We start from the raw sequence: 16302 nt of genomic DNA, 5'->3' as shown, positions 1-16302 counted from the left end.
GCATCATGCGAAACTTCACGGATGAACCGATGGATCGACCTCTGCACTCCACAAGCCTGGTTGGGATTGCGCTGAGTTTGACGATACTGCTGATCGTCGGCTGCTCGCGTAGCTCTGATATGGCCCAACCCTCTGGTGATAAGCCGGAAGCGGTTGCCATACCCCACCGCTTTCAAGCGCCTGAAGATGTTCGCCCGATGGCGCAGTTGGCTGCCCACCTTCAAATCAGCGACGCACACGAAAACATCATCACCAACCCGCACACGCCACCAAAGCGTTTGCCACCGGTGATGGGCGAAAAGACACCTGCGGACCCTACCCCTCTGGAAACGATTCGCTTCCCGCTGAAAATCGAAAAATCGACACCGTCGGAACAATCGTTACAGCTGGAACCACCAGCACCTTCGGCGCCACCGAAAATGGCAGCACCTCAGTCCCTGAAAACGACTCCGGAAATTACTCCGGCTCCTGTGCAGAAACAGGTGGCACGTTCACGCAAACCGAGCGAGACAGAAACTCCCCTGGCGCTCAACGCGCCCAAGATCGAGTTGCCTTCCGAACCACCCAAGCGACAGCCAGTTGCTCCCCAGCGTGAAATCCCACCATCTCAAGTCGTTCCAAATTTCCTGAGCGGCAACCCACAGCCCAAACAGCCATCACCACCTGCGGTAGAGCTTCCGCGTGAACCGGCCGGACCTCCTTCCAAGTTTGTTAGTCTGGCCCCGGCTCAGCCCGCGTTGGAAGGCACTTTAAATCCTGCCAAGCAAGAGATTGTCAACTTGCCAGGCCCTCCGATGAATGTCGGACCTACGATGCCGCGAATGGTTCCCATGACGCCCGCCTTCGTGCCGAGCACGCCCCAGTCGGCCACGGTCGACCACGCGATGATTGCCGTGCGTGAACGAATGGCAACATTGGTCGATCATGGCTTGGTGCTTGCCCAGCGAGGTGCATACTATTCGGCACGTGCCGAATTCATTCAGGCTCTACGCTTGGCCACGCAAACGCTCGACACTGCCGAAAAGTCGCACCGACACAGCGACGCCTTGGCCGAAGCCATTGCTGCGTTGGAAGAAGCTGGCGAGTTCATTCCTTCTGGAGCTCGCCTGGAAGCAAATGTTGACTTGAATCTTGTCGTCGATGCCCATCGCACGACCGTGCTGAAAGGGAAGAACCTGGAATATGAAACGGCGTTAACCGCTGCTCAAGCTTACTTCTCGCATGCTCAAACGAAGTTGACCGAAGCGTGTGGCGGTATGCCGGAAACAGGCCGAGCCCTCGTTGGCTTGGGACGCATTCAAGAGTACCTGTACAACACGACCGGCGACAACCGTACGCTGATTGGTCCTCGATCGATCGCGTTATTCCAAACAGCACTTGCCATTGATGAGAAGAACTATGAAGCCGCCAACGAGCTAGGCGTGCTGTTGGCTCGCTACGGTCAATTGGAAGATGCTAAGCAGGCCCTACTGCAAGGCGTAAAAGCTTCGCCACGTCCAGAACTGTGGCAAAACCTCGCTTCGGTTCACGAGAAGCTCGGCGAGACCGAGATGGCACGCCGAGCTTCCGTTGAAGCGCATGCGGCACGTGAGTTCGCTCAACTCAACGGTGGGCTCGAAGCGGTTCGCTGGGTTTCCCCAGAACAGATGGCGGAGCATGGCAAAGGGGACACCGGACTGAAACAAGCCGCACGCTCGACTGCCAGTCAGCCGATTGCCAACCGCACTCGCACAAGCACCCGATAGACTCGATCGCTGGTCAAGGACTCGACCTCATGCATATCTGGAAATTCGTACTTAGCAGTGTTCTTTTCGCCAGTCTAGCCACTTCAGCAATGGCTCAGACGCCGGCTCCTTACTGCAATCCACACGATCGTCAGGTACTTGTAGGTGTCGACTCAACCGATCCGACATGCGAAGGAGAACCGCACTGGGATGCGCGTCGTCCCATTCCATGGCAAGTCTTTGCCCAGGGCGAATATGTCGGTCCTGCACGTACCGCCCATGTTCCGGAGTATCGTTTGCGTGTCGATGACGAACTCGATTTCGTCTACCGACTCACACGTCAGGAATCGACGCAGCCATATCGCTTGAACGTGGGCGACGAAGTCCAGATTGAATCGCTGACCGATCCGAACCTCGATCGAAACCTGGTCATCCAGCCTGATGGGACGATCACCGTCTTGCTATTAGGCCAGATCCATGCCGCGCGTCGGACCGTCGACGAACTGCGAAAAGCGTTGGACGATCAGTACAAAGAGTACTACAAAGTTCCCGCGATCACGGTGACGCCCCTGAAGGTGAACACCAAACTGGAAGACCTGCGAGCCACCGTCGACAGTCGAGCCGGGACAGGCGGTCAAGGACGCAGCAGCCGCGTGACGCCGGAAGGAACGATTCAGCTTCCGGCGATCGGAAATGTGCCTGCCCAGGGAATGACGCTGAACGAGCTGAAACGGGAGATCGACGAGCGTTATGCTAAGGAAATCGAAGGGATCGAAGTCACGCCGGTACTGATCCAACGTGCTCCGAGCTATGTCTACGTTCTAGGCGAAGTTCCTAATCCTGGGCGGTACGAGCTGACCGGTCCCACGACGGCAATCCAAAGCATCGCCATGGCTGGCGGCTGGAATGTTGGGGCGAACCTACGAGAAGTGGTCGTTTTCCGTCGTGCTGAAGATTGGCGATTGGTGGCAACAAAGCTTGATCTCAAGGGTGCTTTGTATGCTCGCCGCCCTGCTCCTTCGGACGAAATTTGGATTCGTGATGCCGATATCGTAGTCGTTCCTAAGAGCCCGATCTTATGGGCGGACGAATTCATCGAGCTGGTTCTGACGCGTGGGATTTACGGTGTTGTCCCCTTCCAGGGGGTGAACATCAGCGTGAATCGTTTGAGCACGTTCTAGTCTCAGCAAATTGGCCGATCTTGGGTTTCCGGGAAAGATCCTGAAAAATTCGCGCTAGGCGAAACTTATTCCTGCTCGGTAAAGTTTACGAAGTAGGAAATTGCTTGCCTGGCATTTGTTTTCAGGAGTGTCCCCCCCGTGAACCGACGTATCCTTGCTCTCTTGCTGATTGCCGTCTCCGCGTTGCCGCTGTGGGCTCGGGAATCGAATGTCGAGCCGAAGCCGATCGGGAAACACATTGCCGAGTTCGACTTGAAAGACTTCCGCGGCAAGACACACAAGCTGTCGGATTACTCCGAAAGCAAAGTGGTCGTTCTGGCATTCATCGGCTGCGAATGCCCAGTCGCAAAGCGTTACTCCGTGACGCTTCAACAGTTGGCCGATCAGTTTGCCGACGATCAAGTCACCATTCTTGCGGTCGATGCCAATCAGCATGATTCGATGACCGAGATGGCAGCATTTGCCCGTATCCACTCACTGAAAATCCCGTTTCTGAAAGACCTCGCCAATCGCCTTGCCGATGACGTAGGTGCCCGACGAACTCCTGAAGTTGTTCTCTTAGATCAGGCTCGGACGATTCAGTATCGAGGCCGGATCGACGATCATTTTCTTGTCGGCAATGTCCGTGATGCCGCGACACGGAATGACTTGAAGATCGCTATCGAAGAAGTCCTGGCAGGCAAGAAGGTGAGCGTTCCGGAAACTGATCCAGTCGGTTGCCATATCGGCCGTATCTTGGAAGCAGACGAATCAGCTGAGGTGACCTATTCCAATCAGATCGCGAGGATCTTTCAGAATCGCTGCGTTGAATGTCACCGCGAAGGCCAAATTGCTCCATTTGCGCTGACCGACTACGACGAGGTGGTTGGCTGGGCAGAGATGATTGCCGAAGTCGTGGAAGATCAGCGGATGCCACCATGGCACGCCGATCCGAAGTACGGCCACTTCGCCAACGATCGTCATCTTTCCGCGAAGGAAAAAGAAACGATTTTGAAGTGGGTCGAAGCCGGGGCACCTCAAGGGGACTTAAAGCAACTACCCAAGCCAAGTACTTTCGTTGAAGGCTGGACGTTGCCGAGCAAGCCAGAATTCGTCCTGAACATCACCGACGAACCGTACGCCGTACCAGCCGAAGGAGAAGTGAAGTACAAGTACTTTGTCGTCGATCCGAAATTCACGGAAGACAAGTGGATTAAAGCAGCCGAGCTTCGCCCAGGCAACTTGCAGGTTGTGCATCACATTCTGTGCTTTGCGTTGCCTCCACGAGCCAACCTTCGTGATCTACCACAAGAAGGTGGTGCTCGCGGTTTCCTGGTCGGCTATGTGCCTGGCAAAGATGCCACCGAGTATGCCCAAGGCATGGCTAAACGAGTTCCGGCGGGATCGAAATTGATCTTTCAAATGCACTACACTCCAATTGGCTCGCCTCAGGAAGATCAAAGTCAGCTCGGCTTAATCTTCGCAGATCCTCAGGAAATTGATTACGAAGTCAAAACGACCAGCGCGGTGAGGCGGCGGTTATCGATCCCCCCCCACGCAAGTAACCACAAGGAAGAAGCCGACGCCGATCAATTCAACGATGACGATACACTGCTTCTGACATTCATGCCGCATATGCACTTACGCGGAAAGTCGTTCCGCTACGTTGCCGTCGGGCCGGATGGCCGTGAAGAGATCCTGATCGACATCCCCAAGTACGATTTCAACTGGCAAACGGCTTACGAACTTGCCGAACCGAGGAAGATGACCAAGGGCTCGCATATTCATGCAATCGCCCACTACGACAATTCCAAGGGTAACCTGTTTAATCCTGATCCAACGAAGACCGTTCGTTGGGGAGATCAAACGTGGGACGAGATGATGATCGGCTATTTCGACATCGCGGTTCCCGTAAAGCCGAGCGAAGTCGCGACAACCGATCAGCCTGGAAAGGTTTCAAAGGAAGTACTCGACAAAGCGAATCAGCTGATCACGAAATTCGATACCAACCAAGATGGTACCGTCGCTCGTAGTGAGGTGCCCGAGAAGGGACGCAACGTCTTTGATCGGCTCGATACCAATGGCGACAAAAACGTCACGAAGCAGGAGCTGATCGATATTTTCCAACAGTATCCAGCCGTGATGCGGATGATCCGCTAGAACCAATTAAAAAAGCCCTGAGCATTTCTCAGGGCTTTTATTCTATGGTATTAGCCTGGTCCGTTCTGAGCGATCACATTCAGAAATCTTCCGCCGTTGTCGTACCAGCCTTGCCGGGTAAATCGAGTCCACAGCAAGTCGGTGACTACGGAAACTCGAGCTCCATCTTCCGCTTCCAACGTAAGAATCACACGCCGATAAGGAAGCGGCTCGCGATGGAAGAAATCGATGCCTCGTTCCGTAATGTTCTTACCGACCACGACCGTCGAAAGATCGTTCAGCGGCTCGCCTGAGGCATCCACCGGAGTCAGGTACATCAAGTGCGGGTAAGGATAACGGAAGTCGCGTCGACGTTCGTTGGTGATCTTCTTGGGAAGAATCCGGCTGATCAGCTGACCTACCGCTTTGCGCACCTTGGTTTCACTCTCATCAGAGCAATTCGGAACCGTGGTGAACACAAAGTCAGACGAGGTCGTAGCGCAACTAGCCATAGATTCAACCTGAGAAAAAACTCATCGGAAAAGATAGTGGCTCGTGGTGCAGACAGCCCACAAGGCTTTACGCGGATAAGGAGGAAGTTCTCAAGAGCAGCCGCAAGTCAGACAGACGAACGGATTCGTCTGCGCGGACCTTCCTCACGATGCTTGCCCCTGAACTATTTAAATAAATAGGTCATGATCTGACGATGGCAAGCGCCTGCAACCGACGTAACGAAAAACCGCAAAGAAAACGAGGAATTACCCAGGCGAGAACTGGCGATATTGTCGACGCAATTGAGCCACCGACAGTGGATCGTCTTCCAATGCCGATATTGCGGATCGTAGGGCATTTTTAGCCTCGAACCAGTCCCCACGACGACTGGCATCTTCAATCCAGCTTTCGTAGATCGATCGCGTTGAATGACGGCTCGAAGCAACATCGGCTTGCCAATCTAACAAACGCAGTGCCTCGGCATAGCGTCCGCTACGGCACCATTGGTCGATCACTGCATCGACGATCTTCCGACGGTTCTCGTCTAAATCGGGATCGGTAGGCGATTGCTGTTCCATCCGTTTCAACAAGTCGAGCGCGGTCTCGAAGTCCTGCTGTCCGACACATGCAACGGCCCAGTTATTCAGAATCGCGCTACGATTTCGGAGTGACGCGGCATCTTGAGGATCGAGTGCCAAAGCAAAGTTAAGCAGTTCAATTGCTTCCGCGTAATCTTGTTGAGCGGCTGCCAGGCTGGCTTTGTTATAAGGAATTTTGGCTGCCAGGCCGCGTGCCGATAAAGCCCTCGCTTCGCTTCTGGCTTGCACGGCCGGCGATTGATCGCGGTCGTGCGGTTCCAATAAAAACCAAGTCGGACAAGTCGTTTCAATATCTAATTCAGGACGACTCAACAGTCGACACCAAACGTGCCCACGTGTCTGCATCGCAACGGTCGGCAGTCCCGCTCGCTCCGTCAAAATTTGGAACAGGATGGTCGCCGAGACGCAATTGTAATCCCCCTTCTGAAGAGCAACGCTCAATGCGTTTTGGTTTTCGTCGTATTCCCCAGTCAGCAATCGATCGTGCATCGATTGAAAAACCCATTCCGCTCGTTCCGCGAATGAGTAGCGTCCCCATTGCGCGGGAAGATTATCTTGCATCCACGCCAGATGATCGGCCAGGATTTGATGCGCGGCCGCTCGGTCTTCTTCAGAAAGGTCGCCTTCGGCGGCCCACGCCATTTCGACAAGACTGGCTGGCTGCGAGGCGCTGACGGCGGATCGCAGCGTCGACGTCGCTGCAGAAATCAGGACCACCAGGTAAAACAGAATCAACATCCAAAGGATGCGGTCAGATTCCTTCCAAATTCGAAGCATATTGCCACCGGCCGTGATTTGATTCTCGGGAGAGTTTTAAAAGTGTGCGCGCTGATGAACTTCCTGCGCGAACTCCCGAAAGCTTTTTCTGACACGTCGGTTGCCCCTAGATGGCAAAGCTCGACTAACCGCTACGACTAGAAGCGATGGCAGAATAATACGATCAACGATTGCTCATCCTGGCCGGCGAATAAATTCGAGCATGTCGATCCTTGCTCCGAATCAGGCCCACGTTATATTTAAGAGTACGCCTCGCGGGTGTAGCTCAATGGTAGAGCCCTTGCTTCCCAAGCAAGTTACGAGGGTTCGATTCCCTTCACCCGCTTTGAAACAGAAAACGCCATGCGGAGATTTCCTGCATGGCGTTTTTTGTTTCGAAGACCTTTTCCAGGTACGATAAAGCCTTCCTACCCATCTCCCCCTCGAATATCTCCTGAAGAGCCATCATGATTTGTCGCTTGTTATCTTTGTTCGTGTTTTCAGCCAGTCTATTCGCGGCGTCCTGTCTAAACGGCCAAGAGAAAGTAGACGTCTACATCCTCTCCGGTCAGTCCAACATGGCTGGCAGTGGCAACAAATCGCAACTTCCGGAAGCATGGAAGAAGACATTACCTTCGGTCCAGTACTGGGACGGGAAAAAGTTTGTCGACTTCGATCCCATGGCATTGAATTTAAATGGAGGCCAACGCTTTGGTCCCGAAGTGGGCTTCGCTGGCACCATGGCATCACTTCATCCCGATCAGAAGATCTATGTCGTGAAGTTCGCTTTGAGTGGCCAGCCACTGCACGCAGGCTTCCATGGGGCGAAGTGGAATGGCGAAGAGCCCGGGCCCAATCGCAACACGTTCTATCCTGGGACATCGCCGGAAGACCCCAACATGGGAAATCACTACAAGCGACTACGTGATCAGTTCAACAAAGCGTTTACTGCATTGAGAGAATCTGGCAAACAACCTCAGCTGCGCGGAATCGCTTGGATGCAAGGAGAAGCAGACGCCAAACAGGAAGTTTCCGCCACGAAATACGACCAATCGATTGCACTACTGAAGTCACGCATTGAAGAAGACTGCCAAAGCGGGCCAGTTCCGCTGGCGATGGGCCAAGTTCTTCCGCACATTCCATGGATGGAACGCTTCACTCATCGCAATGAAATTCGCCAAGCTCAAGAAGACGCCGACATGCGATCAGGTTCCGAGCGAGCCATTCTCGGCGTATGGAACGTCCCAACCGACGGGATGCCGCTGCTAGCAGATACGGTTCACTACGATACAACCGGTCAGCTCATGCTAGGCACCTCCTTCGCCTTGGGGGTTCTCGAGGCGGAACATCAAATGAAGATGCTGGCTGCCGACGATGATCCAGAATAATGAAATGATCAAGCAAGTTTGCGTTGGGATTCGCTCAGTAGCTTCCGCGCGGCCTTTTGTCGTTTGAGGCTGGAGAGAATTCCTGCGATCGGGGATGGGTTTTGGCCGTACTTGAATTCTAGCTTTTGAATCTCGGCGTGGGCTGCTGCTCTGGCGGACTTCTCTGTGAGATAGCCTGTCATGTAAGCTTGCAGCAGCGGTTCGCCACCGTCGACTTTAACGCTGAAGACAACTCGATTCGAGATCGGGCTCGCAGGTCGCCGCGTGATTTCGATCTGATATTCCTGAAAGCTTTCGACGATTGGTTTCTGCATGCCGGCCCTGCGTATCGATTTGGGCATGCCACTTCCATGAGCTGAATGCTTGCGAAGATCGAACATTGCCTGGAACTCCTTTTCCAGAGGTGGACTATCGAATGAACTCAATTCGAGTTCTTCGCATCTTTCTTCGGACCAAAGTGAATCGCGCATGCGTCACCGCAGTCGTCTTCGGTATTCTTACCAAATCGGTATCTCGCGGCGGCGACCTTTTGATAAAGCCAGTTCCAAAGTGGAAGGGAACCAGGAATTTGCAAAAGTGGCATCGCTGGCCACAACAGCACAAGCCGCCTGGTCAAATAGCGAAATGCCTTCGCGCCGCTGTACTGACGGTCTTGCATATCAACGACCCACATTTCTTCCATCATCTGATCGTGCGTCAGATTAGGCGCCACGAGTGCGACATCGCCATCGTGCAATGAAAGAAACGAAAGCCGCTTCATGACATCCAGGCGATACAAAATGCGCACGCCTCCGGTGCAAATTCGGCAGTGACCGTCATAGATTACGACGTCCGTGACCCGATTGGCCTCGGGACGGGGCAACGCAGATTTTTCGGATCGTGTTTCGGCTTGAGTTGCCATCATCTCGCTCTTTTCCGCGTTTTCACCTTCGCCTGACAAGAATCCTGAAATGCGAGGATTTCGTCTCATTGGCGAAGGAAACGCCTGATCGTTTCTAGTTTACCCGTAATTTCTGGAACAATACCACTGCAACTTGGAGGCCTATAAGTTCCGCTTTCCGGGGAAAATCAGTGGAATTTTAGGCCCCATTTCCGGTACACTTGAAGATGAACCGATCTAGACGGCGAATTGCTAGTCGGGATCTTTCCTGTGCCGTCGAATTCAAAAGGACGACGTTCCATGGACACGCTTCAGAAACATATCCGTAAAGCCCAGTGGCGCATGATCTTACAGCAATTCGTTGCTCGCTTGATTATCTGCCTTTCGGTGACATTGACCCTCGCAGCGATTGCTGTGATTCTGCCAAAACTTTGGCCATTGGGTCTCGATCGGAGCGTCTGGATGTGGAGCTGGCTCGGGGGTGGGGCTGCCCTTGGCGTGATTGCTTCGATCGTTTGGACGTATCTCAGCCATACGTCGGCGCTTGCAGCGGCAATCGAAATGGATATCCGTTTCGGCTTGAAGGAACGCGTTTCCAGTTCACTTTCGCTCGATGAAAACTCACGTCAGACCGAATGGGGACAGGCCCTCATGGAAGACGCGGCCCGACAGGTTGAGCGGATCGACGTCAACGAGCGTTTTCCGGTACGCAGTGGGTGGAATGGACTAGCCCCCGTGGGAATTATCATCGCGGCACTGCTTATTGCTCTGTTCATTCCCGATGCTGTGGTCGACCCCAACACGGCCGAAGCGAACCCAACACAGCTCGATCCAGAGCAGACAAAAGTCGTGAAAAAGACGGCTGACGAGCTTCGAAAGGAGCTCAAGGAACGCAAAGAGAAAGCGGAAGAGAAGGGCCTGAAAGAAGCCGAGGAGCTCTTCAAGAAGCTGGAGGAAGGCACCAAGGACATCTCGAAAAAAGACAAAGTCACGCAGAAGGATACCCTTCTGGAACTGAACGACTTGGCCAAAGAACTGAAAAAACGTCGTGACGAGTTGGCCTCCAGTGAAGAGTTCAAAAAGAAGCTGGAGATGCTGAAAGACCTTCTTAAAGGTGGCTTGGCCGAGGAACTTGCCAAGGCGATGCAGAAGGGCGATCTGCAAAAAGCCCTCGAAGCGATGAAGAGCCTGCAAGATAAATTGAACAAAGGCGATCTGACCAAAGAAGAGCGAGAAGCACTGGGCAAACAACTGGAACAGATGGGCCAAAAGATGCAAGACATCGCCAAAGCTCATCAGGAAGCCAAGAACAAGCTTCAGGAACAGATCCAACAAGCTCAGCAAGCCGGCAATCAAGCGGAAGCAGATCGCCTGCAAAAGCAACTCGATCAAATGGGTATGCAAGACGCTCAGATGCAGCGTATGCAGCAGATGGGGGACCAGCTGTCCAAAGCTTCCGAAGCCTTGCAAAATGGCCAGCAACAGCAAGCGGCCGATCAGCTAAACCAAATGGCCAATGAAATGCAGGACCTCCAGGCCCAACTCGACGAGCTGGAAATGTTGGACGAAGCGATGGACCAAATGGAAGCGGCTCGCAATCAGATGTGCAAAGCTTGCCAGGGTGGCCAAAACGGAATGATGGGGCAGCAAGGCATGATGGGAATGGGTCGAGGCCAGGGCAACGGTATGGGACAAGGCCAAGGCGAGGGCGACCGTCCTGAAGAAGAAAATGAAACCGGTTCGTACGATTCTCAAGTGCGTGCCGATCCGAAGAAGGGACGCGGCGTGATCGTTGACTACGTTGACGGTAAAAACCGTGCCGGGCAAACGCTGATCGAGATCAAGCAGGCCATGGAATCGGAATCGTCACTTGGTGGTGACGCCCTTACCGAAACGCGTCTGTCCAAAGATCACCAGCAGAACGCTCAGGAATACTTCGACATGGTTCGCGATGGGCGATAGCCAGCGAACCTCCTCAAGCATTGAAAACGTAGACGGCGGTCCTCACAGGGCCGCCGTTTTTCATTGAGCTATGCGTCTAGCCATTCATTCGCTTGGGAATGGTAAAGCTGTACAGAATGACAATCGCACCACTGGACATCATGCTCCACGGAGCCCAATCGGGAGGCGTAAATGGCCTCGGGCCTCCCTCAGCGGCCACCATGGCCGAATCAACGATCAGGCACTCCGCTCCGACGATGATCAATGTGATACCGACTGCCAAAAATAGCGACCGCCACATGGCAAAATTCCTTCTTTCCCTCCGGCCTTCCTCTTCGACTTAAGATACATCCCAAGCCGCAGCGCTAATACGCATTCGAACCGTTCGTTGTCCCTGTTATCGGCATGAATGCAGGGCCCCGCTAGCGTGAAAAGGGGAAGGCCGAGCAACCGTTACAATTTGATCTTTCATCACACCTCGCAGGTAGTGCCCCAGCTTCCACTTCGACAAGAAACAAAAACACGCCCCATGAACAAACCGTTCAAGGGGCGTGAAATGACTCTTGTCGTTGAGCAACTGCAGCCGTTTATTCGACTACCCAGGTATCCCCCGAGTTAAAGAGCTTATCCAAGCTGGCTTCACCCTTGGCTTCTTTGGCGGTTTTGACCTGATAGTTGATCGCGTCATCGTAGCAAGGTGCGTCAACATCTCGCAGCACGCCGATTGGTTCCGGAAATTCCGGATGCGACATTCGCGTTAGCAGATAGGCCAGCGTTGGGTCGCTCGTTTTCGCATCGTGGAACAGCAGATCGTCTTCGCTGATCCCCTTGCCAACATCGACCACTTCTGGGGTCATACCGTTCAGACGAATCCCCTTGTCGCGATCCTTACCAAAGATCAGCGGCTTGCCATGCTCCAGTTCCAAAATCGTGTCGGCCTTGGTGTCTTTGTCGGTGGCCCACTTATAGGCACCGTCGTTGAAGACGTTGCAGTTCTGGTAAACCTCGACGAACGAAACACCCTTATGGGCGACGGCTCGCTCCAGCGTAGCTGCCAAGTGCTTGATGTGGACATCAATCGAACGAGCTACAAACGTCGCTTCGCAGGAAAGGGCAATCGAAAGCGGGTTGATCGGGTTATCGATCGCTCCCATTGGCGTACTCTTGGTGATCTTCCCCTTTTCGGAAGTTGGCGAGTACTGCCCTTTCGTCAAACCATAAATGCGGTTGTTGAACAGGATGATGTTCAAATTCACGTTTCGACGCAGCACATGCATCAGGTGATTACCACCGATCGAAAGTGCGTCGCCGTCGCCGGTGATGACGAACACCGTCAGATCTTGTCGCGAAGACTTCAGCCCTGTGGCGAAAGCTGGAGCACGACCATGCACGCTGTGCATACCGTAGGTGTTCATGTAGTACGGAAAGCGACTGCTACAACCGATACCGCTGACGAAGACCGTGTCTTCGCGGCTCATGTTGAGCGTCGACATGACCTTCTTCATTTGGGCCAAAATCGAGTAGTCACCGCAACCGGGGCACCAACGCACGTCCTGGTCGGTACCGTAGTCCGCGGGCTTCAATACAGGCAGTTCTGCAGATGCCATGGTGGATCGTTTCTCTATCATTGAAGGGTTTGCAATCAAATGGTTGGGGTATTTGGTTAACCGAGCAGCGACTCGATTTTTTCGGCGATTTCGGTTGTCGTGAAAGGCTTTCCTTGGACCTTATTCAAACCGATCGCATCGACCAGGTATTCGTCGCGAAGCAGCATGCGCAGCTGTCCCAAGTTCAATTCCGGAACGAGAACTTTCTCGAAGCTGGAAAGAAGTTCGCCGAGGTTTTTCGGGAACGGGTTCATGTATCGCAAATGAGCATGGCTGACCGACTTACCTTGAGCTTGCAGGCGAGCCACTGCCGTGCGACAGGAACCATACGTTCCGCCCCAGCTGACGACCAACACTTTGCCTTTCGATTCGCCCATGACTTCTTGCGGCGGAACAGCGTCGGCGATGCCGGCAACTTTCTTTGCACGCGTCATGACCATGTGATGGTGATTCTGCGGGTCGTAGCTGACGTTGCCGGTACCGTCTTGCTTTTCCAAACCACCAACGCGGTGCATCAAGCCTGGCGTGCCAGGAATTGCCCATGGACGAGCAAGTTCGTCATTTCGCTGGTAAGCGAGGAACGGTGGATCGTCTTCGTTGCGAGGGCCAGGATGTTTGACTTCGATCTTTGGCAGATCGGCCATGTTCGGAATTCGCCATGGCTCGCTACCGTTGGCAATGTAGCCGTCGGTCAGGATGATAATTGGTGTCATAAACCGAGTGGCGATTCGCCAGGCTTCGATGGCTACGTCAAAACAGTCGGCAGGACTACGTGCAGCGATCACTGGAATGGGCGATTCACCATTGCGTCCGAACATCGCTTGCAGCAAGTCGGCCTGCTCGGTTTTCGTAGGTAGCCCAGTGCTTGGGCCGCCACGCTGAACGTCGACAATCACCAGCGGAAGTTCCAGCATCATTGCCAAGCCCATTGCTTCGCCCTTGAGTGCCATCCCAGGTCCACTGGTTGTCGTCAGGGCCATTTCTCCACCATAGGCAGCACCGATGGCGGCACACACCGCTGCGATTTCGTCTTCGGCCTGAAAGGTGAGAACATCGTAGTTCTTGTACTTGCTCAGCTCGTGCAGAATGTCACTCGCCGGAGTGATTGGGTACGACCCCAGGAACAATTTCTTTTCACTCAGCTTGGCCGCACTGATCAGCCCCCAAGCCAACGCCTGGTTGCCGGTCATGTTGCGGTACTTGCCTGGCGGAAGCTTGGCTTTGTCGACTTTATAGCTACTGCGGAATGCATCGGTGGTCTCGCCAAAAGCATGACCTGCTTTCAAAGCGCGTCGGTTGGCTTCCGCAATAGCCGGCAGCTTGGCGAACTTCGCGTCGATGAATCGCAAAGTCGGCTCCATCGAGCGACCAAACAACCAGAACACGAGCCCCATGGCGAAGAAGTTACGGCATCGATCCGCTTCCTTCACGCTCAGATCCAAACCTTCTACCGCGCCCCGCGTCATGCTGGTCATCGGGACGGAAAAGACCTGAAACCCACTCAGCGAATCATCTTCGATCGGGTTCGATTCGTATCCGGCTTGGCCAAGGGCTTTCTTGTCGAACGCGTTGCTGTTGACGATCAGCACGCCGTTTCGCTTGAGATCGCCCAGATTGGTCTTCAGCGCGGCAGGATTCATCGCCACCAACGCGTCGACCGTCTCGCCAGGTGTGAAAATATCGTGAGAAGCAAAGTGAATCTGGAAACCACTCACGCCGGCCAGCGTACCGCGAGGAGCACGGATTTCAGCCGGGAAGTCGGGGAACGTCGCAATGTCGTTTCCGGCCAGGGCAGATGTATTGGAGAACTGCGTACCGGCCAACTGCATACCGTCGCCAGAGTCGCCACAGAAGCGAACGGTCGCTTCTTCCAACGGCTGAATCTCTTTTACGACAGTGGTTTCATCGGTAGTTGTGGACATGGTTTATCGGGGTATCCGAGCAACAACAGGGTTTCTATGGGAATTATCGAGTCTCATGGCCTCGCGGCAAATATTACGCAGAGGCAGCTCGATTTCAGTTTTCCGGGGCAACGATGGCTGAGTGTTCAAAGCGCCACAAATGCATCGCTCTATACTCAACCAAATGTTACGAATGTCCGCCACGCAGTTTGGGCTGGCATCCTTCCCGAAGTGGGAAGTCAGCTGGCAGAAAAGAGGCGTTTTGCCGGAACAAAGCGAATGCCAAGTACGAAACTTGGTGCGGGCCGCAAATCGGGTAACCAGGGCAAAGCCGACACGTGGTGTACCCTGCCGAACATGGTTCTCGATGATCGGAGAAGCCTTTAAGGGCCGAACGGACTCCACTTGGTACTTCATGGCCTCTGGGACAAAGCCGATTGATCGCTGCTGTCAATGACAGCGGATCCGCCTTCAATCTGTTTGTTGATTTCCGAACTTCAAAAAGCCTCGCGCAACTGCGCTAACTAATTGAAATTTCGACGAGGCCCCCGCATTTTTATGAGGCAATTTTGCCGGTTATGCCGATTTTTCGGGGTTCGCGTGCCATATAGTCTAACAATCTCCCCAAATCGGTAGAACAAGACGACGCACGAAACCCGGGCAAAATAGGGAGAAATTACCGCATTTCCCACTAAATAAGACATCTGGATCTGATTTAATCCAGCGAAAGTAGTCTCTATGACTGCAACGACATCGGCGAGCACTCATTTCGCGCAGAAAAATTACCCGTCGAGATCATCCAGCGTGGAAGAGCCTTTTTCTTTCTCATAGAACTTGGAGAGATCGATTCCACCACGATTCTCTTCTTCCAACAGTTTGATCCGTGCTTCGAGCCGCTCCATCCGCCGCATCATCTGCGGAATCAGGAACAAATCCTCCTCCATCTTTTTCTTCGAGGGAACCTTGGGATACCCAAGTTGTCGCTGTAAAGCAGAAAACAGAAGTAGCGGATCTCGCTTGCGATTGGCCAGCGCGATGCGGCCTTCGCGTTCGCCGAACAGGGGAGGAAAGTCGGACCCCGGCATTTTTCCGCCGCGACGAATCTGCTGCGTGATGTAATGCTCGCTCCGCGTATAGATCATGTCCGCAATGTCGATCAAACCAATGCGTCGTCGATTGATCTCAAGAAATCGCCGCCAATGCTCGTCGAACATCGGATCGGTTGCCATTGCTGCGAAGCCTTGGTCGTACTTCAACCGATGGCGGCAAATGGTCTCGAACTGGTAAAGAAACAACGACTGCGGTGTCGCATGTTCAGCGCGTAGTTTGACTTCGAGTTTCAAGATCTCCAGGCCAGTCTGAAAATCGAAACGGCCTCGATCATCTTCCGAAGACTCGACAATAAACGTCTGAAACCCTGTGAAATAGTGCGAAAGCCGCTTCATCGCGGGATGAAACAGACCACTATGACGAAGTTCCGCTGCCAGGAAGTCGATCGCCATGGGCAGTTTGGTCGTGACCAGAATCTCGTCGCCGACCGACTTCAAGATCTCCTGCATCGGGCGATTGTCTGCCAGGCCCGTTTGAATGCCTTCGAACAGATGCCGCTGCTCGACATATTCTTCAACTTCCAAGCCTGCGTTTGAATTCGCCTCGTCATTCATGCTTGTGAAACATCTTTCGCTGCGGGAAGTACGCCAGGCTCATCGCTAACC

13 protein-coding genes and 1 tRNA gene are annotated in these 16302 nt (G+C 53.7%); 6 read left to right on the top strand and 8 right to left on the bottom strand.

Going from position 1 to position 16302, the window contains the following annotated elements; translation table 11 throughout:
- Positions 1-5: 5 nt before the first annotated feature.
- From LA756_RS25780 to LA756_RS25770, 3 genes are all read left to right on the top strand, one after another.
- Complete coding sequence (locus tag LA756_RS25780; protein WP_224437593.1) at positions 6-1745, top strand: tetratricopeptide repeat protein; 1740 nt, start codon at positions 6-8, stop codon at positions 1743-1745.
- A 29-nt stretch (positions 1746-1774) separates the two neighbouring features.
- Positions 1775-2905 carry a polysaccharide biosynthesis/export family protein gene (locus tag LA756_RS25775; protein ID WP_224437592.1) on the top strand — a complete coding sequence of 377 codons (1131 nt, stop codon included), beginning with the start codon at positions 1775-1777 and terminating at the stop codon, positions 2903-2905.
- A 138-nt stretch (positions 2906-3043) separates the two neighbouring features.
- Positions 3044-5044 (top strand): redoxin domain-containing protein, encoded by a 2001-nt coding sequence (locus tag LA756_RS25770; protein WP_224437591.1) that lies wholly within the window; start codon positions 3044-3046, stop codon positions 5042-5044.
- A 50-nt stretch (positions 5045-5094) separates the two neighbouring features.
- Here LA756_RS25770 and LA756_RS25765 read toward each other — a convergent pair whose 3' ends face one another.
- Both LA756_RS25765 and LA756_RS25760 read right to left on the bottom strand, forming a co-directional pair.
- Positions 5095-5535, bottom strand: coding sequence for a hypothetical protein (locus LA756_RS25765; protein ID WP_224437590.1), 441 nt, complete (start codon positions 5533-5535; stop codon positions 5095-5097).
- A gap of 246 nt (positions 5536-5781) precedes the next feature.
- Positions 5782-6891 (bottom strand): lipopolysaccharide assembly protein LapB, encoded by a 1110-nt coding sequence (locus tag LA756_RS25760; protein ID WP_224437589.1) that lies wholly within the window; start codon positions 6889-6891, stop codon positions 5782-5784.
- Positions 6892-7145: 254 nt separating this feature from the next.
- On the opposite strand from LA756_RS25760, the gene LA756_RS25755 reads away from it, so the two are divergent.
- Positions 7146-7216, top strand: a tRNA-Gly gene (locus tag LA756_RS25755).
- A gap of 121 nt (positions 7217-7337) precedes the next feature.
- Positions 7338-8258, top strand: a complete 921-nt coding sequence (locus LA756_RS25750) for a sialate O-acetylesterase (protein WP_224437588.1) — start codon at positions 7338-7340, stop codon at positions 8256-8258.
- Between the two features lie 8 nt (positions 8259-8266).
- Here the strand turns inward: LA756_RS25750 and LA756_RS25745 are convergent, their stop codons facing one another.
- The gene (locus tag LA756_RS25745; protein ID WP_224437587.1) at positions 8267-8683 is read right to left on the bottom strand and encodes a hypothetical protein; all 417 of its coding nucleotides are present in this window, start codon (positions 8681-8683) and stop codon (positions 8267-8269) included.
- Entirely contained in the window at positions 8680-9228 is a 549-nt protein-coding gene (locus tag LA756_RS25740) for a thiol-disulfide oxidoreductase DCC family protein (protein WP_224437586.1), read from the bottom strand. The genes LA756_RS25745 and LA756_RS25740 overlap by 4 nt, the downstream gene beginning before the upstream one ends.
- A gap of 210 nt (positions 9229-9438) precedes the next feature.
- Here LA756_RS25740 and LA756_RS25735 point away from each other — a divergent pair, with 210 nt between their 5' ends.
- Positions 9439-11100, top strand: a complete 1662-nt coding sequence (locus LA756_RS25735; protein ID WP_224437585.1) for a hypothetical protein — start codon at positions 9439-9441, stop codon at positions 11098-11100.
- 76 nt (positions 11101-11176) lie between these two features.
- Here the strand turns inward: LA756_RS25735 and LA756_RS25730 are convergent, their stop codons facing one another.
- From LA756_RS25730 to LA756_RS25715, 4 genes are all read right to left on the bottom strand, one after another.
- A complete protein-coding gene (locus tag LA756_RS25730; protein WP_224437584.1) occupies positions 11177-11380 on the bottom strand; it encodes a hypothetical protein in 204 nt (67 codons plus the stop codon).
- 286 nt (positions 11381-11666) lie between these two features.
- A complete protein-coding gene (locus LA756_RS25725) occupies positions 11667-12686 on the bottom strand; it encodes a 2-oxoacid:ferredoxin oxidoreductase subunit beta (protein WP_224437583.1) in 1020 nt (339 codons plus the stop codon).
- 56 nt (positions 12687-12742) lie between these two features.
- On the bottom strand, positions 12743-14515 hold the full coding sequence (locus LA756_RS25720) for a 2-oxoacid:acceptor oxidoreductase subunit alpha (RefSeq protein WP_261362126.1): 1773 nt from the start codon (positions 14513-14515) through the stop codon (positions 12743-12745).
- Between the two features lie 854 nt (positions 14516-15369).
- Positions 15370-16251 (bottom strand): hypothetical protein, encoded by an 882-nt coding sequence (locus LA756_RS25715; RefSeq protein WP_224437581.1) that lies wholly within the window; start codon positions 16249-16251, stop codon positions 15370-15372.
- Between the last annotated feature and the right edge of the window lie 51 nt (positions 16252-16302).

The organism is Bremerella sp. TYQ1 (genome assembly GCF_020150455.1).
Lineage (GTDB): Bacteria > Planctomycetota > Planctomycetia > Pirellulales > Pirellulaceae > Bremerella > Bremerella volcania_A.
Note: the sequence above shows the minus strand (reverse complement) of the source record. Positions and strands in the feature narration are given on the sequence as shown.